Source organism: Mariniflexile sp., from assembly GCF_041583155.1.
Taxonomy (GTDB): Bacteria; Bacteroidota; Bacteroidia; order Flavobacteriales; family Flavobacteriaceae; genus Mariniflexile.
Genome location: NZ_JBFHGK010000021.1, coordinates 26,130 through 51,297, shown reverse-complemented (window position 1 = coordinate 51,297; position 25,168 = coordinate 26,130). Strand labels below are relative to the sequence as shown.

The following is a 25,168-nucleotide window of genomic DNA, read 5'->3' as shown; positions in this document are numbered from 1 at the left end:
CGCACCGTGGTAAGCGTAAAAGAAACTAATTTATACAGCGAGGTTTTAAAAGAATTAAATTATTCTTTTGGAAATGTATTTATTTTTCACGGTTTTGTAATCTCTGAAATTAATAGAGGTATAACATTAAATTGGGAAAATCATGCTAAAGTAATTACTGAAGATGTATCTTGTTTTTTAGGTACCGATGGAAGTGATTTAATTTATATCTCTCACCGGATTCATTCTTATTCGGTAATTCCATACGACTGGTTACAGTTTTTTAAATGCAGCTACCAACTTAAAGGCTATTTTATAGTTTCCGAAATGAAACATAGAACCCTTAATTCATATATCGAAAGCTTGTTTTTCAATAAAAATATTAAGCGATTTAATGATCTTAATACGGCTGTAAATTCAATAAAAATTGGACTGCTTGGAATTACATAGTAATGTTCTATATTTGTTGATATGACAGATTCAGAATTACAAAAACTAAAATATCCTATTGGGCAATTTGAATGTCCAAGTACTATTTTCCCCCATCATATTGAAGGTTGGTTATCCATTTTGGAACATTTTCCTAATCGATTAGAAAATTTAGTTATTCATTTATCTGAAAATCAATTGAACACTGTTTATAGGCCAGATGGATGGACGGTTAGGCAGGTTATTCATCATTTAGCAGATAGCCATCATCACAGCTATGCACGTTTTAAATGGGCGCTAACAGAAGATAAACCTGTTATAAAAGCATATTTTGAAGATAAATGGGCTAATTTATTTGATTCAAAATCTGCACCAATTGAAATGTCCATACAACATTTAAAAGCAGTTCATGCTAAATTAGTGTATTTGTTAAAAGGATTGCAAGCCGAGGATTATAGTAGAAGTTTTATTCATCCCGAAACTCAAAAGGAAATTTTTCTGAATTATAATGTAGGTATGTATGCGTGGCATAGTAACCATCATTACTCACATATAGAGGAGTTAATAAAACGTAATAATTGGTAATGTTTTGTTATGATTAGACCTGTTACCATTGAGGATGCTGAACAATTGGTTTCTATTTATAACCACTATGTTTTAAATACAATTGTTACTTTTGATGATGTACCATTTTCGGTTGAAGCTTTTAAAGAAAAGATAGACTCGATTTATAAAACATTCCCTTTCATAGTTTTTGAAGAAGAAGGAAAAATTCTGGGATATGCCTACGCCAACAAATGGCGAGAAAAGCCAGCTTACAAATATTCAGTTGAAAGTACCGTGTATTTACATCATGAAGCGCAAGGGAAGCAAATAGGCTCTAAGCTTTATACAGATCTTCTAAATCAATTAAAAATTCAAAATTATCATGTGGTTGTGGGTGGACTTACTTTGCCAAATGATGCTAGTGTTAAGCTTCATGAGAAATTCGGCTTCAAACAAGTGGCGCACTTTAAAGAAGTCGGTTTAAAGTTTGATAAGTGGCTGGATGTAGGTTTTTGGCAATTAACCTTTAACAAATAGAGGTTCTACAAACCAAAAATTGTTAAACTTTCTAAGAATCTAAAAGGTATAAAAAATCTAATTTTATTGTTTCCACTTAATACTACAGCCAATACTTGGTTTTTGTATGGAATTATTTTCTTTATTTTCAATTAAACAATCCAGGGCGTGGCGTAAATCCCGGCCCGTAATAGGTAGGCTATTTCTGGGTCTGGAATCATCTAATTGGCCTCGGTAACTTAGTTTTAAATCTTTGTCGAATACATAAAAATCAGGCGTACAAGCGGCGTTATATGCTTTTGCGGTTGCCTGACTTTCATCATATAAATAGGGAAAAGGATATTCCTCATTTATGGCATGAAGTTTCATTTTATCTGGCCCATCTTGCGGAAATTTATTAGCGTCATTACTAGAAATGGCAACAAAACCAATCCCTTTCTTTAAATATTGGTTAGCAATGGAAACGATTTCTGAATTTAAATGAATCACAAACGGACAATGGTTACATATAAACATAATCACAGTTCCACTAGTTCCTTTTATGCTTTCTAAACTAACACAGGAATCACTAATGGTGTCTGGTAAATCGAAAAAGGGAGCTTTTGTGCCTAAAGGCAACATATTTGAAGCTGTATCTGCCATGTTATAATGTTTTCTCAAAGTTCGGTATAATTTATATTTTTGAAAAATCAAATTTGTATGATTTAACAATTTTAACCATTTATTAAAGCTTTCTGTAAGGAATAGCATTGGATTTTTAATAGCATAATTTAATACATATGAAGGACATAATAACTTTTGCGGATTTTTGTAAAATAGACTTGCGCGTAGGAACTATTTTAGAAGTAAACGATTTTCCTGAAGCAAGAAATCCAGCCTACCAGTTAACTATTGATTTTGGAGATTTGGGGATTAAAAAATCGTCTGCTCAAATTACCACACGTTATACAAAGGAAGAATTACTAAACAGGCAAATAATTGCTAACGTAAACTTTCCTAAAAAGCAAATTGCCAAATTTATGAGTGAATGCTTGGTTATGGGTGCTGTAAATGGAAAGGATGTAATTCTTTTAAATCCAGAAACTAAAGTGAAAAATGGCAGTGTTGTAAGCTAAAAAAAACCGTTACTAAAAAGTAACGGTTTCTATATGTATTGAGGTTATTTTATATTAAATATCATCAAATTCAATATCTGTAAAACTTTCTAAAGATTTGTTAGAATTGGTTTCAACTGGTGAATTTTCAATTTCGTAATCCTTTTTGAAATCTTTTTGATGACGCTCACTAATTACTTCATCGCCTTTTTCATCAATGATATAATCCGTCATTTCAGTTAAAATTTCTTTAAACTCACTAAAATCTTCTTTATAGATATAAATTTTATGTTTTTTATAATGAAACGAACCATCGTCATTTGTGAATTTTTTACTTTCTGTAATTGTTAGGTAATAATCATCCGCTTTTGTAGATCTAACATCAAAAAAATATGTACGTCTTCCTGCTCTTAATACTTTAGAAAAAATCTCCTCTTTCTCCATCATGTCATTGTTATTCATATTAAATAGAAATTTATTAAGTTGTCAATTTATATCAAAAATCTAAAAAAATCAGTTACTAACCAACATTTTGTGCTATTTCTTTTTCAAATAGCAACAATCGTTGCAATTAATGGAATATTAGTTTTATGCTATCTATCTAAAAAACAAAAGTTTAATCCTTTTTATCAACGGTTTCACTTAGTTGTTTTAGGTATAAATGCTGGTAATAACCTTCCTTATTTATTAAGGATTCGTGAGTTCCTTCTTGTACAATGCTTCCGTTATCCATAACGATGATTTTATCGGCATTTTTAGCTGAAGACACACGATGACTTACAATTATAGCTGTTTTTCCTTGCGTTATTTTGGATAAATTTTTTAATATCTTTTCCTCAGTTTCGGTATCAACTGCAGAGAGACAATCATCAAATAATAAAATTTCAGGAGATTTGATAATGGCACGAGCTATGGAAACACGTTGCTTCTGTCCACCCGACAGGGTGATTCCACGTTCACCTAAAACAGTATCATAGCCTTTATTAAACTTGATGATATTTTTATGAACCTGGGCATTTTTGGCCGCTTCCACAACATCTTCGTCGGTTGCATCTTCTTTCCCAAATTTTATATTGTTTTTTATTGTGTCGGAAAATAAAAAGGCATCCTGAGGAACATAACCAATACTGTTTCTTAAATCGGTTAAGTTATGCTCTTTTATAGGTAGATTATTTATAGTAATAGTGCCTTTGTCGATATCATAGAGCCTTCCTATTAAATCTAAAATAGTCGATTTTCCAGATCCTGTTTTTCCCAAAATAGCTAATGTCTCACCTGCTTTTATGCTAAAACTGACGTTGTTCAGTGCTTGTATATTTGTGTCATCATAGGTAAAGGAGACATTTTTAAAAGAAATATTACCTTTAACTTCAGTATGAGTTTGTACGTTATTTTGTATTTCCGGTTCTAACTTTAAAAACTCGTTAATACGTTTTTGAGAAGCTTCGGCTTGTTGCACAATAGAAGTAACCCAACCCACGGTTGCTACTGGCCATGTAAGCATGTTAACGTAAATAATAAATTCAGCAATTGTACCTAAACTTTCAATTTCACCATTTATATACTGCATACCACCAATATAAATAACAAGTAAGTTACTGGCTCCAATTAGTAAAATCATCATGGGGAAAAACCAGGCTTGCACTTTAGCCAAATTAATTTGTTTTTCTTTACTTTCAGCTGCTAATGATTCAAAATTAACCGAAGTTTGTGGCTCAATTCCATAGGCCTTAATTACAGAAATACCACTAAATGATTCTTGTGTATAGGTTGAAAGTTTTGATAAAAATTGCTGAACTATGGTACTTCTAGTGTGTATTTCTCTACTTAATTTATAAATAACAATAGATAAGATAGGCAAAGGTAAAACAGTATAAAGAGCTAATTTTGGAGCTTCATTAAACATATATATAAGCGCAATTATGAAAAGCGTAATGGTATTTATACTATACATTATAGCAGGACCTGCATACATGCGCACATTTCCAACATCTTCACTAATACGATTCATTAAATCGCCGGTTCGGTTTTTCTTATAAAAGTTTAATGATAGTTTTTGGTATTGATTGTAAATTTCGTTCTTCAAATCAAATTCTACATATCGCGAAACATTTATTATGTATTGACGCATAAAAAAAGTGAATATAGCGGCAATAATTGCAGCACCAATAATATAGATGATTACTTCCGTTAACTGCGCTTTTACGGCCTGTTCAGAAACGCCTCCTTTCATGTAATTTTCAATAACTACAAAAATTTCTCGTACATATCGTGGGGTAAATAACAAAAATATGCGAGCTATTATCGTAATTGCAGTACCTATTAAAAGTTGTTTTTTGTATTTTAAAAAGTATTTATTTAAGTGCTGTAATTCCTTCATTTAAAGTGTTTCAGTATAGAAATTTGAGTAGTAAATTGAGTTAGCAAATATAAAGTATTAAAATCATTTTATGTTTTTAATTGCTGTTTTGTAATTGTTAAAAATAGTATAAAGTATCTAGTGAATAATAAAAACCAAAAAGAGGGTGCCATTTTTTAGAAATAGTATTATTTTTGCAGCGCGAAACCAAAAAAAATTTCGACTTTATAAATTTAAGTTCATTGTAATTATGCTAAACAGAAGACATATTCGTGTAAAAGTAATGCAAACCTTGTATGCGTTTAAAGGGAGTGAAAGTGATGATTTTAGTAAAGACCAGAAATTTTTACTGTTTAGTATAGACAATATGTACAACCTGTACTTGTTGCTATTATCGTTATTAATAGAAGTTCAAAAAAGAGCTGAGGACGATATCCAAAAAAAGCAAAAAAAGCATTTAGCTACCAAAGAAGATAAAGATCCAAATCGTAAGTTCGTAAATAACGAATTGCTTAAACTTTTATCGGAAAATTTTCAATTAAAAAATCAACTAGAAATAAGTGGAATTACCAATTGGGAATTGGATAACGAGTATGTTGATGTTATTTTTAAAGCAATCACATCTAGTGATATGTACAAAGAATACATGAAAACACGTGTTTCTGATTTCAAGGAGGACAAAGATTTTATTGTTGATGTTTTTAAAGATATAATAGCTCCAAACGAAAAATTATACGATTATTTAGAGGATAAAAATTTAACTTGGTTAGATGATTTGCCAGCCGTAAACACTACCATTTTAAAACTGCTTAGAAAAGCAAAACCATCATCTCCAGAAGGTTTTTTTACTCCTAAATTGTATAAAGATTTAGATGATAAGCAATATGCTATCGATTTGTTTAGAAAAACACTATTAAACAGAACAGCTTTAAACAAAGAAATAGAGCAAAAAACCCAAAACTGGGATTCCGATCGTATTGCGAATGTAGATTATGTGTTGCTTCAAATGGCAATTTGTGAATTGAAAAGCTTTTCTTCAATTCCAGTAAAGGTTACTTTAAACGAGTATTTAGAGATAGCTAAAGAATACTCAACCCCAAAAAGCAGCATTTTTATAAACGGAATTTTGGATAAATTGGTTAAAGAATATGAAGATGGAGGCACACTAAAAAAAGTGGGTCGAGGTTTGATGTAAAATTGTGTTAAGAAGCTACAAAAAGTTTTAGGAAGATTAAATAATTCCTATTTTTACGGCCATAAGGAAGAATAACTTATTATTAAGATATTCCATTTTTACAAACAAAAATAAACAAACAAATGAAAAAAATACTATTGGTTTTAAGCACAGTTGCCTTAGTGGCTTTTACTTCTTGTAAAAAAAATGCAAGCGATAAAATAGAAGAGGCCAATGTAACAGCTGCAGCTGAAAGAGATGCAAATGCTACAAAGTTTCCGAAAATTGAGTTTAATAAAACAGAGCACGATTTTGGTGAGATTACAAAAGGAACAGCAGTAGAAACTACTTTTACCTACAAAAATACTGGAAATGCGCCATTAGTAATTACCAATATTAAAAGTTCATGCGGTTGTACTGTGCCACAAGATTGGAGTAAAGAACCTTTAGCTCCAGGAGAAACAGGTAAATTTACTGTTAACTATAATGGTGCAGGACCAAACAAAATAACAAAAACCATCACCGTGTCTGCTAATACAGAATCGGGCTCGGAGGTTGTAAAAATAACAGCATTTGTAAAAGATCCTAATGCTGCTACAAATATGAATCCAGCTGCAAACGCAGTTAACTAAATAACTTTAATAACTAAACAACAATGGAAGGAATCGGTCAATTTTTACCGTTTATACTAATGTTTGTGGTTGTGTATTTCTTTATGATTGCACCACAAATGAAACGTGCTAAGAAAGAGAAAAAATTTAATGCAGAATTAAAAAAAGGCGATAAAGTAATTACCAAAAGTGGATTGCACGGTAAAATTTTAGAACTAAACGATAAAGACCAAACATGTATTATTGAAACCATGTCTGGAAAAGTAAAGTTTGAGCGTTCAGCTATTTCTATGGAATTAAGCGTAAAAGCAGGTTCACAAGAATAATAAAATTTTTGTTTTTATATTACAAAAGCTTCCTAGTTTAGGAAGCTTTTTTATTTAATAAAAGTCTGAAAATGCGATACTTATCATTAACTTAACAAACCAAATTTGCTATTGGTTCTCAATTTTCGTACTTTTGCAGCATGATTAAAAGATTCCATGAACAAAGAAACTGCAGAATATTCAATTTTAACTTTTTAGTTTTCAGGAATCAATCCAATAAATTTATCCCTCCATTAACAGCTTGACAAGAGGATTTTTTAAAACAATGCCCTCTTAAATTATTTTAAGTTAACGTTAACTAAAGCGTTAATTTTCCCTTTTCTTTTTTTTAAAATTTTTAGATTGCTTTAAGTAAAGCGATTAAAAAAATACGAATTTAATGACAATTAAAACCTTCGATGCTTTTTCAAGGCTATCCATTATGGATATTAACCGAATTACTAATTTTTTATATAAATATTCTGGCGAGACTAGAGATACAAAAAGTGCCATAAGAAAATCGCTGTTATATGCCGCAAAAGAAATCCCAGGATTGGGCGGATACGTTTTTGTTATGGAACATGAGAATAAAATTGTAGGTGCTTTAGTAGTAAATAGAACAGGCATGAATGAGTATATACCGGAAAATATTTTGGTTTACATCGCTGTTAAGAATGAATTTAGGGAAAACGGGATTGGAAAAGCCTTAATTAAGCACACAAAAATGTATTGTGATGGCGACATTTCAATACATGTAAATAAAGATAATCCTGCAATTGCATTATTTGAAAAACAGGGGTTTAAACCTCGAAATATAGAAATGCGATTGATTAGAGATTAATTAGATTAATATTAAGTAAAAAAACAAAACACACATGAGAATTATACATATAAAAAGAGAAACAAAATACGAAAAGCGACATAGCATAAAAATGGGGGAACTAACAACTAAAGTAACATATATTAAAAAGTATTTGTTTGGTTTACCTATTAAAACACTTCATAAGTATAGAGAAACCTATTATGGTGAGGTGAAAGATTGTAATGATTGTATGCTATTCGTTTAATGTCACATATATAAAAACTAAATTAAAATAAATGAAAGTACTAGTAATAGGAGCTGGCAATATGGGGTTAACCTATGCAGAAGGCATGTCTAAATCAAAATTGTTGAATAAACGAAACATTATGGTTTTAGATAAATCTGAAGAGAAGCTTGAGGAATTAAATCAGTTAGAGCACTTCGATGCTTTTAGTGATTTGCAAGATTGTGTACCACAAGCAGACATCATATTTGTGGCGGTTAAACCATATCATGCTGAAGGTGTATTTAAAGCAATAAGAACCCTTGTGCAACCACAGCAAATATTAGTATCTATAATGGCAGGGGTATCCATACCTTCTATAAAAGAACTAACAGGATTAAACAAAATTGTAAGAGCAATGCCAAATTTACCGGCACAGATAGGTAAAGGATTAACTTCATACGTTACGTCCCCTGAGGTGTCAAGAATTGAGATGCTAACCATAGAAAGCTTGCTAAATACCACGGGTAAATCCATGCGTGTATCCAACGAAAACTTTATTGATGCCTCTACAGGTATATCAGGAAGTGGGCCCGCTTATGTCTTTTATTTCATGCAAAGCATGATGGATGCTGCTTTACAAATGGGCTTTTCAAAAAACGATTCTACTGTCTTGGTAAGTCAAACATTCACAGGAGCTGTAGAGTTGTTTAATCAATCCAATTTATCACCAAACTCTTGGATGGATAAAGTGGCTTCAAAAGGAGGTACTACACGGGCTGCATTGGATTCTATGCAAGATAACAATGTTGGAGAATTAATAAAAGAGGCTGCATTTGCTGCATTTAATCGTGCCGTAGAACTAGGAAAAGAATACTAAAAAATGTATAAAGAAAGAGTAGTTATTAAGGTTGGTACCAATGTAATGACCAACAGAGACAATAGAATTGTTAGACCCGTTTTAAGGAAATTGGTTAAACAAATTGCTGAACTTTATGAACGCGATATCATTTGTATACTCGTATCTTCAGGTTCTGTGATTGCGGGTAAAGAAGTATTGGGTAAGTCTAAAATTAAAGACAAAACACAACGTCGTCAGGTATATTCAGCTATAGGACAACCAAGGATGATGCGCCTTTATTATGATATTTTTCATGAATATGGCATGAAATGTGCTCAGGTACTTCCTACAAAACGAGATTTTAGTCCAGGTGTTCACCGTCAAAACATGATTAATTGCTGTGAAGGTTTATTAGATGAAGGTGTCATTCCAATTGCAAATGAAGATGATGCAGTTTCGGTAACAATGTCTATGTTTTCTGATAATGATGAGTTAGCAAGTTTAATTGCACAACTAATTAATGCCGATAAACTTATTATTTTAACGGATATTGATGGTCTTTACACAGGGCATCCTGAGGCCGCGAATAGTAATTTAATCCAGCATGTAAACCCTAAAGAGAATTTAGATAAATATATAAAGGATAGTAACAAAGGAGAAGCTGAAGGTAGAGGCGGCATGGGGTCTAAATTAGACTATGCACAGCAAGCAGCTGCTAATAATATTCCAACCTATATTGTAAATGGGAATAGTAAAAATGTTATTATTGATATTATTGATGGTAAACCAGTAGGAACCAAAGTATCTTTGTAAAATCTATGTGTTATAACAACAAAAAGCTTCCAATTTGGAAGCTTTTTGTTTTGTAGTTAATGTGTTTTTTTATTGAAAAACGTTCTCCAATTAAAACCAAAAGAGCAACTTGTTGAGGCTCCTAAAAAAATTAAAAAGGCAATACAAAATTAAACCCCAAAAATTTAAATTATTCTAAATATATTCATTGGTTAAAGATATTAGAATTTAAGCTACTTATAAATTCATAATATAATATGTTATAACACCTGATAAATATCCAAGAATAGCGAGCCAACTAATTTTTTTTAGGTACCAAATAAAGTCTATTTTTAAAATCCCCATAATGGCAACACCAGCTGCAGAGCCAATAATTAATGAGCTACCACCTGTACCGGCACAATAGGCCAATAGTTCCCAAAATTCATGATCTTGTGGATATAAAGACAGAGGATACATACCCATAGCGCCTGCAACTAGTGGCACGTTATCCACAATGGATGAAATTAATCCTATAATAATATTAATTATGTAAATATTGCCAAAGGTGTCGTTTAACCAAGTTGCAACTTGAATTAAATGACCTCCAGTTTGTAAACTTGCTACTGCCAAAAGGATTCCTAAAAAGAAAAGAACACTCGGAGTGTCAACCTTTCTAATAACACTTGCCACCGAAAGGCTTTGGCGCTGTGCTACTGGTTTGTTTTTGTGAATTACTTCGGTTACAACCCATAATATTCCTAAACTGAATAGTATACCCATAAATGGAGGTAGATGAGTAATGGTTTTAAAAACTGGAACAAATAATAAACCAGCAACACCCAACCAAAGTATTAAAGAGGCTTCAAAAGAACTTGCAGTGGGTTGGTGCTCTGCCCCGGCAGTTGTAGTATTAGTATTTTGAATAATATTTCCTTTTTTCAAAAAGGATAAAGCTAAAAGTGGTACCGATAAACAAACGATACTAGGTATTAGTACTTCTTTTATAATGTTTACAGCGGTTATTTGCCCGCCAATCCATAACATGATGGTGGTGACATCACCAATGGGAGACCAAGCCCCACCGGCATTTGCAGCGATTACAACAATGCCACCAAAAAACCAGATATCTTCCTGGTCTTTCATTAGTTTTTTAAGTAAGGCAGCCATTACGATTGTTGTGGTAAGGTTATCTAAAACGGATGATAATACAAATGTTACCAGACCAATAATCCATAAAAGTTTAACCCGATTGGTGGTTTTTATTTTGGAGGTTATAATGTGAAAACCGCCATGGGTATCAATCAATTCTACAATAGTCATAGCACCCAATAGGAAAAATAAAATTTGTGAAATTTCGCCTAGATGGTGTAAAATAGATTCATCAATAAAATGAGCATCTTTCGGAGTTTCAAAAATTGTGCTTTCCCCAAGCACCAAAATAACCCAACATAAGACTCCGGTTAAGATGGCTGAAGCAGCTTTGTCAATTTTTAAAGGATGTTCAAGGGCTATGAAAATGTAGCCGATAATAAATGCAATAGCTAGTAGAAGATACATAATAATTAGATTAGCTTATCACAGTTACAGGCACTGGTACTTGTTGAAGTTGTACTGGGGTGTATGTAAAAATGTTAAGCTAATGTAATATTTATATCAATTGAAAATGTAACGAGCCTAAAAATTATTTTTCATATTTTAAATGCCTTATTTTAAGTTGTTTTTGGCTGTGATTTCAGCAATTTTACAAATAACCTCCGTTGCTTTTATCATACTTTCAACTGGTACATATTCATACCGACCATGAAAATTGTGTCCACCAGCGAAAATATTGGGGCAAGGTAATCCCATATAACTTAATTGAGACCCATCTGTACCACCTCGAATTGCTTTTATTAACGGTGTTATATTCAATTGCTTCATGGCTTCTTCAGCAATATCCACAATATGCATTACAGGTTCTATTTTTTCGCGCATATTATAATATTGGTCTTTAATTTCTACGCTTATAACTTCCCAGCCATATTGCTCGTTTAATTCGTTGGTTAATTTTTCCATCATTTCTTTACGGGCTTCAAAATGTCCAAAATCATGATCGCGAATAATATATTGTAAAATAGTTTCTTCAACTTCACCTTTAATAGACGATAAATGAAAAAAACCTTGGTATTCCTCGGTGTGTTCTGGTGTTTCTAGTCGAGGTAATGAATTAATAAATTCTTGAGCAATGTACATTGAGTTTATCATTTTTCCCTTAGCATAACCAGGATGTACAATTTTTCCTTTTACTTTTACAACGGCACTAGCAGCGTTAAAGTTTTCGAATTCTAATTCGCCTATTTGGCTACCATCCATGGTATAAGCCCATTCGGCACCAAATTTTTCAACATCAAATTTGTGTGCACCTCTACCAATTTCTTCATCGGGAGTAAAACCAATACGAATTTTGCCATGTTTTATTTCAGGATGATTTATTAGATATTCCATAGCAGATACTATTTCTGTAATTCCTGCTTTATCATCAGCACCTAAAAGGGTGGTACCATCCGTTGTAATAAGGGTTTGACCTTTATACTGAAGTAAGTCATCAAAATAATCTGGAGACAAAACAATATTCTCAATGTCATTTAGAATAATGTCTTTCCCATTATATTTTTCAATAATTTGAGGTTTTACGTTCGTACCAGTAAAATCGGGTGAAGTGTCAAAGTGAGCGATAAAACCAATAGTAGGTACTTCATAAGGCACATTACTAGGCAATGTAGCCATGATATAAGCGTTTTCATCAATTGAGACATCTTCTAACCCAATTGTATTTAATTCTTCAACCAACCGATTTGCTAAATCCCATTGTTTAGCTGTGCTTGGTGTGGTATTGGAAGTCGGATCGGATTCCGTATCAACAGTAACGTAACTAATAAAGCGTTTTATAATATGTTCTTTTGAAATCATTTTGATAAATTTTATAGTGTAAAAGTAAGAAATTTTAGTGTTCACCTATGTTAATCAAATAACCTTTTAAATATCAAAGTGTGATTACTATTTTTTTTGTCTTTTGAATTCCTGTATTTTTTATTTACAAATTTTAGAAGTACTTTTGCAGAAATAATACTGATGTACAAACTATTACTTCGCCCGTTATTTTTCTTGTTCGACCCAGAAAAAATTCACCATTTTACTTTTTCATTAATAAAAATAACTTCTAAAATACCAGGATTTCCTGCTGTTTTCAGAAGTTTGTATGTAATTGAAGATAAGCGTTTAGAACGCCAATTATTCGGTATTACTTTTAAAAATCCGGTGGGATTGGCTGCTGGTTTTGATAAAAATGCGGTTTTGTATAATGAGTTGGCAAATTTTGGTTTTGGTTTTATTGAAATTGGTACTGTTACGCCTAGAGCACAAGTTGGAAACCCTAAAAAACGCTTATTTCGTTTGAAGGATGACCAAGGGATTATTAACCGTATGGGTTTTAATAATGAGGGTTTGGAAGCAGCTATTTTACAATTGAAAAACAATAAAAAGAAACTTATTATTGGAGGAAATATTGGAAAAAACACCAATACGAAACCAGAAGATTATACCAAGGATTATTTAGAATGTTTTTTTGCATTACATCCTTATGTTGATTATTTCGTGCTGAATGTAAGCTGCCCGAATGTAGGTAGTCATGCCAAATTGAATGATAAAGATTATTTGGAAGAATTAATTGGTGCTGTACAAAAAGCCAATAAAACGTTTGAAGTTTCAAAACCTATTCTTTTAAAGATTGCACCAGATTTAAATAATGATCAGTTAAATGAAATTATTGAGCTTGTTGAAACTACAAAATTAGATGGAGTAATTGCCAGTAACACTTCAACTGATAGAAGTGGATTAAAAGCGTCCGATGCACTATTAGAAGCTATTGGTAATGGAGGATTAAGTGGACAACCAATAAAAGGTAAGAGTACCAGAGTTATAAAATATTTAGCAGATAAAAGTAATAAAGCATTCCCGATTATTGGAGTAGGTGGTGTTCATTCTGCTGAGGACGCATTAGAAAAAATAAATGCCGGAGCCGATTTAATTCAAGTGTACACTGGTTTTATCTATGAAGGTCCAAGTCTTGTAAAATCTATCAACAAGGCCATTTTAGCAAAAAAATAACTGCAGTATGGGGTTAAAGAAGAACCGTTTTATCGAGTAATAGACAGCCCTTTTTTATCTTAAGCGTATTATTCTTCTTGGCTGAAGAGTTTATCTGATGATCTTTTTCGTGATAACCGATTTGCTATTACTTAGGGTTAGTAAATACATCCCAGAACGTAAATTACTAAGGTTTATTTGTTCGTTAGTTAATATACCACTTGTAATAACTTTTCCAGTTAAATTAGAAATTTGGTAATTGGAATTATCGTCTGGATCTATTCCGTTTACATATAGTATATCCCCTTGCATCGGATTTGGGTAAACGTTGATGCCATTATCAGAAATTTGAACCCCAATGGTTTTTATAAGTATATTATCAATAGCTATATCTCCTTCCCAACTACTGCCTCTTACAGCTCTGAAAACAACTTTTATAGTTTGATTTACATATTCAGATAAATCAATATTAGAAATTAAAAAATCATCATCTTGTGCTAATTGTTGGCTACCTATTAGAGCTGGAATTACATCACTTATATAAACACTATCCGTCTTAATATCTACATGTAATTCGCCAATGCCTTTACCAAACATGTGATACGAAAATTCTAGCTCAGTATTGTCATATACAACGTCTATACATGGAGAAATGAATTCTGCTACATCTCCAATTTTCGCCCCCGAAGCTTCCGCATACATATACGTGTGGTATTGGTTATTCGATGACTTATTTAAGATTGGTCCAGTATTTATTGAAGTCGTCTCACCTCTATTTAGCAACCAATTATATCCATTTTCAGTAACATCTTTAATAGTCCAATTAAGATCGTTTAATAAGGATGTAGATTCAAAATTTTCATCGAAGAGCACTTCTGTATTACCAACTTTAATAAATTTAGAATGTGTTTTCTTAATTGATTTTGATTTATTAGATACGGTTAATGTTATATCGTAAATGCCACTTGTAAATGTATGGGATGGGTTCTTAGTAGTGTAATCAATAACACCATCACTATTCATATCCCATTCCCATTTTGTAATGTTTTTACAACTACTATCAAAATTTACGGTTAATGATTCGTTGCATGTTTCGCTAACATCAACAGTAATATTGGCATTAAAATCAGGACATGATAAATAGCTTTTTGCTGTTAAATAATAAGCATACATCCGCGCCAATTGTTGTTGTGTAAACTCAGTTCTACAAGCTTTATAGGCATAAGACATGATGTTGTTAACCTTTGGCGAATAAGTGTGTCCGTGGGCATCAGTAGTTGTTCCTATATACTGACAATAGTTATTAACGTTTTTAGAAGTTAATTTTGGATCGGCTGGCGTATCACAAATACCATCACCATCCGTATCACAATTACTGCCATCAACAAGTTCTGTAGATTTAGTGTCGTCAGGCCCATGGGTGTGCACTAATGAGAAAAAGTGTCCTATTTCGTGAGCTAAAGAAGACTCATTTATAGCGCAACTGTTTTTCATAACAATTACATCATTTCTACCTTCATTATCGGTGTAGCCACAAATACTTTCATCCGAGTTGTTTTCTATATATTCGGTAAAATAGATATTAATAAGTCCTGCAACATTATTAGCCTCAACAAGTGATTTTTCATCTCCTTTTTTGAAATGGCAAAGTGTATCTTCATTAATATAATTGATATTGTCGCACAAAAAGAATTCCATAAATGCACTCGCATAGATAGCATTTAAACTTGTAATAGCATTATTTAAATCTTCAACGCATAAACCACCCGTTCCGTTAGAATTTCTTATGATATGTGCTTTTATAGGAATGGCGTTAGCATTCCCAATTATTGCCGAATTTTTCGAAAACTGTTGCTTAATAAATGCCTGTTCGTATATTTTTAATTGAGGTTTGATGCTGTTGAGGTATTCTTGCGATTTTTCGGTAGAAACGGTACCACAAGAAGCAGATTCGATTTGCGCCTTAGCTACAAACGATACTAACATCAGTATGATTAAAAAAGAATATGTAGGTCTAAAAATATTCATTTGGGGAAAACATTTTTATCAAATATATCTTTAATTGTTGCCATGTAATAATAAAAACGTTGAACCGTGAGAAATGTCGACTATTTGATCATTATATTGCGAATATCACTGTTTTTAGTATCCGTTTTTAGTATTTTAGTATAAATTGCCTTACTAAAATTGCCTAAATTTATGTACAATTTAATGGTCTGTTTGATAACTGTGGTGGTTATCATTAACCCTTCTAGAATATTTTAGGATTTGGTGGTTTTTAAATTGATATTTTAAATAATGGAAATTTCATTGTAACAGAATTTTAGGACCATAATTTTTAAGTTAATTACAACAATATTTTCAGCTATTTTTTTTTGATTCGTCTTTTATAAAAATTATAGTATTTTTATCGGCATATTTAAAATATAGAATGCCAAGTCCAATTAAAATTATTGAATGTCCTCGAGATGCCATGCAAGGCATTCGAGATTTTATACCCACTTCAAGAAAAGTACAGTATATCCAATCGTTGTTGCGAGTGGGGTTTGATACAATTGATTTTGGCAGTTTTGTATCGCCCAAGGCCATTCCTCAAATGGTTGATACAGCTGAGGTGTTATCACAATTAGATTTAAGTAAAACCACAAGTAAGCTACTTGCTATCATAGCAAATACCAGGGGAGCTGAAGATGCTAGTAAATATTCTGAAATTAATTACTTAGGTTATCCATTTTCAATATCTGAGAATTTCCAAATGCGTAATACGCATAAAACTATAGCGGAATCGGTAATTACGCTTTCAGAAATTTTAGAAATTGCAAACAAACACAGTAAGGAAGTTGTTGTATACATATCAATGGGGTTTGGAAATCCTTATGGAGACCCTTGGGATGTGGATGTAGTAGGGACATGGACCGAACGATTAAGCGCTATGGGTGTTAAAATAATATCTTTAAGCGATACGGTAGGAACTTCAACTCCAGAAAGTATCAGTTATCTGTTCTCTAATTTAATACCACAATATTCAAATATTGAGTTTGGTGCCCATTTGCACACCTCTCCTAAAACTTGGTTTGAAAAAGTAGATGCAGCTTATAATGCAGGGTGTACGCGTTTTGATGGAGCCATTCAAGGTTATGGTGGCTGTCCAATGGCTAAAGATGAATTAATTGGTAATATGCCTACCGAAAAGTTGTTATCTTATTTTACTACACAAAAAAATAATCCTTTAAACGCACTGAGTTTTGAGAGTGCGCATAATGAGGCTACTAAGATTTTTAAAACTTTTTTTTAATTTTTAGAGGGAAATATTACAAGCTTAAAACTTTACTAATAAATTGTTAAAATTTATTTAAAATTAATCTAAATAAACTTTGTAGATTTCATTTTGTCTGCTACTTTTGCGGCATAATTAATATGTTATCTATAACAAGTCTAAATAAAAACAGCAATTTAATTTTAAATGAAAAAACTAACTTTACTAATTTCAATTTTATTTGTGTCTTTAGCATATGCACAAACTATTCAGGATTCTATAACATTCGATCCTCAAAAGCAATTAAACGCAGCACAACGCATATTATCTGGTAACTATGGAAAATCAGTTACCGTGGGTGCTTATGGTGAGTTAACTTATAACCAACCAGAGGCTTCTAATGGCGAGTTAGATGTTCAACGTTTGGTTCTTCTTTTTGGTTATCAATTCAATGAAAAAACACAATTTGTAACAGAGGTAGAGTTTGAGCACGTTTACGAAGTATATATTGAGCAAGCATTTGTTAATTATAACATAGCTCCGAATGTAAGCTTACGAGGTGGTTTAATGTTAGTGCCTATGGGTATTATTAACGAATATCACGAGCCAACAACATTTAATGGTGTAGAACGCCCACAAGTGGATAACGTTATAGTACCTTCAACTTGGAGGGAAATAGGTGTAGGTGTTACAGGTAGATTTAACGAAATTTCTTTAGGCTACCAAGCCTATGTTTTTAATGGTTTTCAATCCTTAAACGGTACGAGCACTTTAGGTGGCAGCAATGGGTTACGTAATGGAAGACAAAAGGGGATTCAATCTACAATTAATAAACCAAATTTATCAGTAAAATTAGATCATTATGGTATTCCAGGATTGCGTTTAGGTTTATCTGGTTACTTTGGTCGTACACAAGCTCTGGATGCTGTAGATATGCTTGATGGCTCCGATGTAGGTATCTCCATGATAGGCTTAGATGCCCGTTATGCCTACCAACGTTTTACTGCACGTGGACAGTTTATTCATGCAAACATCAGCGATTCAGAAGCTTATAATACATTAAATAATGCTAATTTAGGTAGTGAATTACAAGGTTGGTATTTAGAAGGTGCTTTTAACTTATTACCACAAGAAAAAGAGCAGCGATTATTTGCATTTGCTAGATACGAGCAATACGATACACATGCCGATACTGAAGGTGCTTTAGTAAGAAATGATTCATATAATAGAAACGACTTAACCACGGGTTTAAGCTACCATATTGCACCTGGAGTTGTTTTAAAAGGCGATTATCAAATCAGAAATAATGCGCAAGCTGGTTCTGATGTAGCAAATAGACTAAACTTCGGTATTGGGGTTTGGTTCTAATTAAATTTGGCGTTACCGCAAGGGTCGGGCTATATGTTACAAGTCCTCGCTAGTCGCGATTTTATCGCGACTAGCTGTGGGCTTTCCACTACTATCCCTAACGCAACCAAGCAAATAGCTAAAGTAAAAATCGTTTTGCTTTAGCTATTTGATATATTAACTGTTCAATGAAAAAATAATTCAATATTTTTGCACCATGAAACTAAAACAACTAACTTTTTTAATAATAACCTTTATTTTAATGGCTTTTGGACTCCCAAAGAACATTCAAAAAAAGGTAGATAAAGAAATTAAAGAACATTACAACATAGATGATTTTAGTTTAACAAGCGTATCCATTGCTTCAGATATTAAAAAAAATCTGCCATCAAAATTTGAACAAGACAATCTTTTCAAAATAGAAAAAGATAAAAAATTATTAGGATATGCATACGTAGCTCAAGCCCCAAGTAAAACCGCTCAGTTCGACTATTTCGTGCTTCTAGATAAAGATTTAATTGTGATAACAACAAGAGTGCTAATGTATAGAGAAGAATACGGCGGCGAAATAGGAAGTAAACGATGGTTAAAACAGTTTGAGGGCAAAAAAAGTAGCGACGAACTAAAATATGGCGATAATATTATGGCCATTTCTGGTGCTACAATATCAGTGCGTTCCATGACTAATGCCATGAACGATCTTTTACAATCTTTAAAAATACTTCACTCAAAAAAAATATTGTAAATGCAACTAAACGGATTAATACTTACCTTACCTAAAGAGTTAAAATTATTAATAGGTATATTTATAATCGTTTTAAGTATTGGTTTTTATACAGGTTTATTATTTGTAAAAGAAACATCTACCGCAAATCCTAATGGCATAGAATTACAGTATTTAGGCAACGAGTCTGATGAAGATGCCGAGGTTATGCGCTTTAAAAAAAGTGCTAAAGAAATGCTTACCTTAGTTCATAACCACATTTTATCCATGTCTATTATTTTCTTTTTAACTGGAATAATTGTTGCCATTACCAAATTAAATAGAAAACTAAAGTTGTTTTTAATGATAGAGCCTTTTCTATCTGTTGTACTTACCTTTGGGGGTATTTATTTGTTATGGTGCGGTGTACTTTGGGTTAAGTATATTGTTATGGTTTCTGGATTATTAATGACTCTTACCTTCAGCATTTCAGTACTAGTTATTCTTAAACAATTGCTTCAAAAGAATCCTTAGTATATTAAGTTTTTTTTAACATTTATACTTTAAACCTTTATTTGGTTCGAGAGTCAAAACAGCAGACTTAATAACCAATTATCGTGAATAAACTTCAACTATTACTATTTTTACTTTTTTCTACGTCTTTATTTGCGCAGAGATTTACACTTGAAGGAGCTGTTAAAGACCAAGCTTCAAATGCTTTAGAAGGTGCAACAGTATATCTTCAAAGTATAAAAGATAGTGTTCCCATTGCTTATGGGATTACCAACAAGAACGGCCAATTTTCTATTCAAGTTAATGCAGATAATGATTCAAAAACCATTTTTAATGTGGCCTATATGGGGTATAAACCGTATAAAAGAAACTTGGATGTACCCGCTGGAAAACAATTAAATTTAGGAGATTTAACCTTGGAAGACTTGGTTGAGGAGTTAAATGTTGTTTCCATTATAGCGAAGGCACCACCTATTTTAATTAAAAAAGATACTATTGAGTACAATGCCGATAGTTTTAAAACCTTGCCGAATGATAAGGTGGAAGATTTGCTAAAAAAACTTCCTGGTGTTGAAATAGATATCGACGGGGCTATAACCGTAAATGGTGTGGCTGTAGAAGCTATTAATGTAGATGGTATGCGTTTTTTTGGTGAGAAAAATGGTGAGATCGCCTTGAAAAACATTCCTAGTAATGCGGTAAGTAAGGTGCAAGTAACAGACTATAAGTCGGATATGCAAAAATTTACTGGTGAAGACTCCGATTCTGGTACCAAAGAAATTAACTTAAAAATTAAAAAAGGACAAAATAAAGCCTACTTTGGTGATGTTAATTTAGGTTATGGTACCGATGAAAAATACCAAGCTAATGCCAACCTCTTTCAGCTAATTGAAGGTAAGCAATTAGGGATTATTATGGGTACAAACAATATAAATATGTCCAGAGGATTCAACGCTTTACCCGATGCCGATTCCAGTAATGGATACATAGAATCCGATTTTGTTGGTGCCAATTTTTCAAAAGGAAAGTGGGATGAAACCCAAGTAAATGCTAATTACCGCTACAGTAGCCAAAATAACGATAGAGCTCAAAAAAGTTATACAGAAAATTTCTTACCTAATTTAAATTATATAACAAATGCCGAGAGTAGTGGCTTTACAGATTCCGATAGTCATAATGCTGGTTCAGATATAAGATATTTAGTAAAACCTAAGAATGAGATTGGCAGAAGTAATGTTCAAATTGCAAACAAAACTAATTTTAGCACTTCCAATAACGATGCCTTTTCTACAGTAACACGAGATTCGCAGTATGCGGATGGAGAAGAGGTAAGTAATTATTTTTCTGAAAGCAACTCATTTACCACCAATTATGATTTTAGTAATGAGTTTAGTGTAATATCAAGAACAGGTAAAGGACGCGATTATTTCTATCTAGGACTTACAACAGCCTTTGATAGTGAAGACGCAGAGAGTTCTAGTTATTCAAGAAATGAATTAATATCTAAAAACACAGAGATTGTTCAGGATCAAATTTCAACAACAGATAATTCAGGATCTAAAGTAAACTTCAATGCCAGATGGAATAAAGAATTGTTCACAAATTTTGTAATGATTCCAAGGTATACTGCATCGATAAACTCTCAAAAGGACGAAAAATCGATTTATGATTACGATGAGACCACCGATGATTACACTATTTTTAATAATCAGATTAGTATAGATAGTAGGTATGTAAACACTACAATTAAGCCATCCTTAGCCCTGCGTTATGATTATAAAGATTTTAGATTTGAGGTAGAAAGCGCTTATACAAATACTTATAGAAGCTATGAAGATAATATTATTGAAGCTCGCGATTTTAGAAATGAATTTCAGTATTTAACCTATTCCGGTTCAGTGCGCTATCGTGATGATAAAGGGTATAAGAACATTAATTTGTCTTACGATCAGAATGTAAGTTTGCCATCAATGAATCAGCTACAGCCAATTGCTGATGTTAGTAATATTACAAATATTAAAACGGGTAATCCCTTTTTAGAGCCCGCCATTAATCATGATATTAATTTTAGATATCAAAATAATATAGCGTTCAACAATATCAATATTTCAGCGAATGCTAAAGCAGCATTTGTTCAAGATAAAATTATTAATTCTGTAATTACCGATGCCGATTTAATAAAATATACAACCTATGAAAATATAAATGGTGATTATTCATTATCAGGGAATACAGCTATTTCAAAATCATATTTTAGTAAAAATACGAGTTACAATATTAACTTAAGGATTAATGGCGATTTTAAAAACATTCGTTCCATACAAAATGCAGTTAGGTTTACCACCGAAACAAGCACCATAAGGCCATCGTTGTCTTTTAGTTATTCATATAATAAAAAAATAGAAATCAATTCTTCCTATAGCTATGCCTTAACGCAAACAAAATATGATGCAGATATTTATGATGATAACGATTATTTTGTTCAGAATTTAAGATTAGAAACCAACATGTTTTTCTTAAAAAATGCTTTTTTTACAAACAAAGTATCGTATAGATATAACAGTAGAGTTGGAGACGAATTTGATGGTGCCGCTGTTTTTTGGAACGCTGGTTTAGGTGTTCAATTATGGGATAATAAAGCAACATTAACAGCTGTAGGTTATGATATTTTAGCAAAAAATAATGGATATAACAGAACTGTTAGTGAAACATCTATTCAAGATGTGGAAAATAAAATCCTGGAACAATATTTTATGTTAACCTTTGTTTATAAGTTTGGTCGTTTTGCAGGACAAAACATGAATGTAGGCGATGGCAATTCAAGACGTGGAGGCGGCTATGGCGGCGGAGGCGGATCAAGAAGAAGGTAAAATTCCTTTTTCTTTTTAATAAATTTAGTGGAATGGTTTGCTTATTTGTATTATAGATAAACAAACCATTTTTATTAGTTGAAATTTAATGATTCAAAACAGAAAAAATGTGTATATTTGCACGCAATTATAATTTAATTGCACCATGATTGCACATGTAAATAAAATACTAGGAGAAGGATTAACCTATGATGATGTTCTTTTAGTACCAGCATACTCAGAAATACTTCCTCGCGAAGTAAATATTCAAACAAAATTTACGAAAAACATTACCATTAACGTGCCAATTATTTCGGCTGCCATGGATACTGTAACCGAAAGTAAAATGGCTATTGCCATGGCGCAAGAAGGTGGCATTGGGGTGTTGCATAAAAATATGACAATTGAAGCGCAAGCTTTAAAAGTTAGAAAGGTGAAACGTGCAGAGAGTGGCATGATTATAGATCCCGTTACATTGCCTCTTACAGCTGTTGTAAAAGATGCGAAGCAATGTATGGCGGAATATGGCATTGGAGGAATTCCTATCGTAGCAGAAGATGGTACATTAAAAGGAATTGTTACCAATCGTGATTTGCGTTTTGAACACGACAAAAAGCGCCCAATTGTTGAGGTAATGACTAGTGAAAACCTTGTAACTGCAGCCGTTGGAACTTCATTAAAAGATGCAGAAATTATTCTTCAACAACATAAAATTGAAAAACTGCTTATTGTTGATGATAATTATAAATTGTCTGGTTTAATTACATTTCGAGATATTACAAAATTAAGTCAGAAGCCAATGGCTAATAAAGACCAATTTGGTCGATTACGCGTTGCAGCTGCTATTGGTGTTACTGGTGATGCCGTTGATAGAGCAGAGGCTTTGGTAAATGCAGGAGTTGATGCTGTAGTAATTGATACCGCACACGGACATACCAAAGGTGTAGTGGGTGTTTTAAAAGAGATAAAAGCAAAATTCCCAAACTTAGATGTTATTGTAGGTAACATTGCAACTGGTGAAGCTGCCAAATATTTGGTTGAAGCCGGAGCAGATGCAGTTAAAGTGGGGATAGGACCTGGTTCTATCTGTACAACACGTGTTGTTGCTGGAGTTGGATTTCCACAATTTTCTGCGGTACTAGAAGTTGCGGCTGCTATTAAAGGCAGTGGTGTTCCTGTAATTGCAGATGGTGGTATTCGTTATACAGGGGATATTCCAAAAGCCATCGCAGCCGGTGCTGATACGGTGATGCTAGGTTCGCTTTTAGCAGGAACAAAAGAATCTCCAGGAGAAACCATTATTTACGAAGGTAGAAAGTTTAAATCTTACCGTGGTATGGGGTCTGTAGAAGCAATGAAAGAAGGTAGTAAAGACCGCTATTTCCAAGATGTAGAAGACGATATTAAAAAGTTAGTTCCAGAAGGTATTGTAGGACGTGTACCTTATAAGGGTGATTTATATGAAAGTATTCATCAGTTTATAGGCGGTTTACGTGCAGGCATGGGCTATTGTGGTGCTAAAGATATAGAAGCATTAAAAGAAAACGGTCGCTTCGTGAAAATTACAGCAAGTGGTATTAACGAAAGTCATCCGCATGATGTAACAATTACAAAGGAATCTCCTAATTATTCTAGATAGATAATAATTGAAATAATATAAATAGAAAAGGCTTTAATTGAAATATTAAAGCCTTTTTTTTATGAATAAATACTAGAGTAACTCAATTAAACTTCAGAAATAACAGCTTGCCTTTCTAGTTTTGAAGCAATAATACTAATAATGAATATTTGAATGAAGTGAAAAAGCATAAGGGGTAACAAAATTACTCCAACAGATGCAGTGTTTTTAAATAGAATTTTCGAAAAAACGGTACCATGTACTAACGATTTTTTTGTGCCACAAAATTGTGCTGTTATTCGGTCTTCTAAATCAAATCCTAATTTGGTCGCGAATTTGCCAATAATAAAATACACAACGCTGAAAAGAATAATAACGGCCGTTAATATTAGTAATAAATCAACCATGTTTACCGAATTAAAAACATTTTCTTCAAAGGACTGTGCGAAACTTTTATAAATAATTAAGAGGATTATTGATTTGTCAAATAAGGTTAATAATCGAAGATGTTTCCTTGCAAAATCTCCAAAATAGCGCTGTAATGCAATACCTAATATAACTGGTAACAATATTTCGGTAATTAGTTTTAGGTAAATGCTGCCCAAATCAAAATCATTTGAGGCTTGTTTTAAAAATAAACTCATCCATAAAGGAGTAATAACAATTCCAATTAGTCCAGAAATACTGGCATTAAAAATAGCAGCTGGAATATTACCTTTTGCAATAGAAACCATAACCACCGATGATGATACTGTTGAAGGTAATGCAGCTAAAAACATAAATCCTAACCATATTGTAAGATTACTTTCAGAACTTATAAAGGGATATATAGCGATAACAATTAAAGGAAATAGAACAAAACTCGAGGCTTGAACTAATAGATGTAATTTCCAGTTTTTTAAACCGGATTTAATTTTTTCTGGACTTAATTTCAATCCGTAGAAAAAGAAGATTAAAGACACGCCTATACTTCCAATAAGATTTAATGGGACTGGACTATTCTGGCTTCCCCAAAATGGAAAAAAGTAAGCTAAAATTACAATACAGATTATAGCTAAAACAAATTTATCAATTTTTGGTTTCATTTTTTAATACTTTAATTTT

Annotated in this window: 25 protein-coding genes; 18 read left to right on the top strand and 7 right to left on the bottom strand. The window is 32.5% G+C overall.

The window, feature by feature from the left end:
- Positions 1 to 6: 6 nt before the first annotated feature.
- The 3 genes from ABYI63_RS09575 to ABYI63_RS09565 are packed head-to-tail and all read left to right on the top strand — an operon-like array spanning position 7 to position 1,491.
- Positions 7 to 429 (top strand): hypothetical protein, encoded by a 423-nt coding sequence (locus ABYI63_RS09575; protein WP_372755878.1) that lies wholly within the window; start codon positions 7 to 9, stop codon positions 427 to 429.
- Between the two features lie 21 nt (positions 430 to 450).
- Positions 451 to 993, top strand: a complete 543-nt coding sequence (locus tag ABYI63_RS09570) for a YfiT family bacillithiol transferase (protein ID WP_372755876.1) — start codon at positions 451 to 453, stop codon at positions 991 to 993.
- Between the two features lie 9 nt (positions 994 to 1,002).
- Positions 1,003 to 1,491, top strand: a complete 489-nt coding sequence (locus ABYI63_RS09565) for an N-acetyltransferase family protein (protein ID WP_372755874.1) — start codon at positions 1,003 to 1,005, stop codon at positions 1,489 to 1,491.
- A gap of 63 nt (positions 1,492 to 1,554) precedes the next feature.
- Here the strand turns inward: ABYI63_RS09565 and ABYI63_RS09560 are convergent, their stop codons facing one another.
- On the bottom strand, positions 1,555 to 2,112 hold the full coding sequence (locus ABYI63_RS09560) for a thioredoxin family protein (protein WP_372755872.1): 558 nt from the start codon (positions 2,110 to 2,112) through the stop codon (positions 1,555 to 1,557).
- Positions 2,113 to 2,249: 137 nt separating this feature from the next.
- Between ABYI63_RS09560 and ABYI63_RS09555 the strand changes: the two genes are divergently transcribed.
- Positions 2,250 to 2,585, top strand: coding sequence for a tRNA-binding protein (locus ABYI63_RS09555; RefSeq protein ID WP_372755870.1), 336 nt, complete (start codon positions 2,250 to 2,252; stop codon positions 2,583 to 2,585).
- A gap of 54 nt (positions 2,586 to 2,639) precedes the next feature.
- Here ABYI63_RS09555 and ABYI63_RS09550 read toward each other — a convergent pair whose 3' ends face one another.
- Together ABYI63_RS09550 and ABYI63_RS09545 are read right to left on the bottom strand one after the other, a co-directional pair.
- A complete protein-coding gene (locus ABYI63_RS09550; protein ID WP_372755868.1) occupies positions 2,640 to 3,026 on the bottom strand; it encodes a PUR family DNA/RNA-binding protein in 387 nt (128 codons plus the stop codon).
- A gap of 154 nt (positions 3,027 to 3,180) precedes the next feature.
- Positions 3,181 to 4,944, bottom strand: a complete 1,764-nt coding sequence (locus ABYI63_RS09545; RefSeq protein ID WP_372755866.1) for an ABC transporter ATP-binding protein — start codon at positions 4,942 to 4,944, stop codon at positions 3,181 to 3,183.
- A 229-nt stretch (positions 4,945 to 5,173) separates the two neighbouring features.
- Here ABYI63_RS09545 and nusB point away from each other — a divergent pair, with 229 nt between their 5' ends.
- From nusB to proB, 7 genes are all read left to right on the top strand, one after another.
- Positions 5,174 to 6,118 (top strand): transcription antitermination factor NusB, encoded by a 945-nt coding sequence (gene nusB / locus ABYI63_RS09540; RefSeq protein ID WP_372755864.1) that lies wholly within the window; start codon positions 5,174 to 5,176, stop codon positions 6,116 to 6,118.
- 122 nt (positions 6,119 to 6,240) lie between these two features.
- Positions 6,241 to 6,729, top strand: a complete 489-nt coding sequence (locus ABYI63_RS09535; RefSeq protein WP_372755862.1) for a DUF1573 domain-containing protein — start codon at positions 6,241 to 6,243, stop codon at positions 6,727 to 6,729.
- Between the two features lie 23 nt (positions 6,730 to 6,752).
- Entirely contained in the window at positions 6,753 to 7,034 is a 282-nt protein-coding gene (yajC, locus tag ABYI63_RS09530; RefSeq protein ID WP_372755860.1) for a preprotein translocase subunit YajC, read from the top strand.
- 379 nt (positions 7,035 to 7,413) lie between these two features.
- Complete coding sequence (locus ABYI63_RS09525; RefSeq protein WP_372755858.1) at positions 7,414 to 7,854, top strand: GNAT family N-acetyltransferase; 441 nt, start codon at positions 7,414 to 7,416, stop codon at positions 7,852 to 7,854.
- A gap of 34 nt (positions 7,855 to 7,888) precedes the next feature.
- Entirely contained in the window at positions 7,889 to 8,080 is a 192-nt protein-coding gene (locus ABYI63_RS09520; RefSeq protein WP_372755856.1) for a hypothetical protein, read from the top strand.
- Between the two features lie 31 nt (positions 8,081 to 8,111).
- On the top strand, positions 8,112 to 8,918 hold the full coding sequence (gene proC / locus ABYI63_RS09515) for a pyrroline-5-carboxylate reductase (RefSeq protein WP_372755854.1): 807 nt from the start codon (positions 8,112 to 8,114) through the stop codon (positions 8,916 to 8,918).
- Between the two features lie 3 nt (positions 8,919 to 8,921).
- The gene (proB, locus tag ABYI63_RS09510) at positions 8,922 to 9,692 is read left to right on the top strand and encodes a glutamate 5-kinase (protein ID WP_372755852.1); all 771 of its coding nucleotides are present in this window, start codon (positions 8,922 to 8,924) and stop codon (positions 9,690 to 9,692) included.
- A 216-nt stretch (positions 9,693 to 9,908) separates the two neighbouring features.
- Here proB and nhaD read toward each other — a convergent pair whose 3' ends face one another.
- Entirely contained in the window at positions 9,909 to 11,210 is a 1,302-nt protein-coding gene (gene nhaD / locus ABYI63_RS09505; RefSeq protein ID WP_372755850.1) for a sodium:proton antiporter NhaD, read from the bottom strand.
- Positions 11,211 to 11,357: 147 nt separating this feature from the next.
- Positions 11,358 to 12,602, bottom strand: coding sequence for a peptidase T (gene pepT / locus ABYI63_RS09500; protein WP_372755847.1), 1,245 nt, complete (start codon positions 12,600 to 12,602; stop codon positions 11,358 to 11,360).
- Positions 12,603 to 12,764: 162 nt separating this feature from the next.
- Between pepT and ABYI63_RS09495 the strand changes: the two genes are divergently transcribed.
- A complete protein-coding gene (locus ABYI63_RS09495; RefSeq protein WP_372755845.1) occupies positions 12,765 to 13,799 on the top strand; it encodes a quinone-dependent dihydroorotate dehydrogenase in 1,035 nt (344 codons plus the stop codon).
- A gap of 90 nt (positions 13,800 to 13,889) precedes the next feature.
- On the opposite strand, the gene ABYI63_RS09490 is transcribed toward ABYI63_RS09495, so the two are convergent.
- Positions 13,890 to 15,764: a T9SS type A sorting domain-containing protein gene (locus tag ABYI63_RS09490; RefSeq protein WP_372755843.1), complete on the bottom strand. Its 1,875-nt coding sequence runs from the start codon at positions 15,762 to 15,764 to the stop codon at positions 13,890 to 13,892.
- Between the two features lie 445 nt (positions 15,765 to 16,209).
- On the opposite strand from ABYI63_RS09490, the gene ABYI63_RS09485 reads away from it, so the two are divergent.
- The 6 genes from ABYI63_RS09485 to guaB all read left to right on the top strand — a co-directional run bounded on the left by ABYI63_RS09485 (position 16,210) and on the right by guaB (position 24,085).
- A complete protein-coding gene (locus tag ABYI63_RS09485; RefSeq protein WP_372755841.1) occupies positions 16,210 to 17,073 on the top strand; it encodes a hydroxymethylglutaryl-CoA lyase in 864 nt (287 codons plus the stop codon).
- Between the two features lie 168 nt (positions 17,074 to 17,241).
- Positions 17,242 to 18,402: a hypothetical protein gene (locus ABYI63_RS09480; RefSeq protein ID WP_372755839.1), complete on the top strand. Its 1,161-nt coding sequence runs from the start codon at positions 17,242 to 17,244 to the stop codon at positions 18,400 to 18,402.
- 196 nt (positions 18,403 to 18,598) lie between these two features.
- The gene (locus tag ABYI63_RS09475; protein ID WP_372755837.1) at positions 18,599 to 19,126 is read left to right on the top strand and encodes an FMN-binding protein; all 528 of its coding nucleotides are present in this window, start codon (positions 18,599 to 18,601) and stop codon (positions 19,124 to 19,126) included.
- Positions 19,127 to 19,618, top strand: coding sequence for a hypothetical protein (locus tag ABYI63_RS09470; RefSeq protein ID WP_372755835.1), 492 nt, complete (start codon positions 19,127 to 19,129; stop codon positions 19,616 to 19,618).
- An 83-nt stretch (positions 19,619 to 19,701) separates the two neighbouring features.
- A complete protein-coding gene (locus tag ABYI63_RS09465) occupies positions 19,702 to 22,467 on the top strand; it encodes an outer membrane beta-barrel protein (protein WP_372755833.1) in 2,766 nt (921 codons plus the stop codon).
- Positions 22,468 to 22,612: 145 nt separating this feature from the next.
- A complete protein-coding gene (gene guaB, locus ABYI63_RS09460) occupies positions 22,613 to 24,085 on the top strand; it encodes an IMP dehydrogenase (protein ID WP_372755831.1) in 1,473 nt (490 codons plus the stop codon).
- Positions 24,086 to 24,171: 86 nt separating this feature from the next.
- Here guaB and ABYI63_RS09455 read toward each other — a convergent pair whose 3' ends face one another.
- Positions 24,172 to 25,149 (bottom strand): bile acid:sodium symporter family protein, encoded by a 978-nt coding sequence (locus ABYI63_RS09455; RefSeq protein WP_372755829.1) that lies wholly within the window; start codon positions 25,147 to 25,149, stop codon positions 24,172 to 24,174.
- Between the last annotated feature and the right edge of the window lie 19 nt (positions 25,150 to 25,168).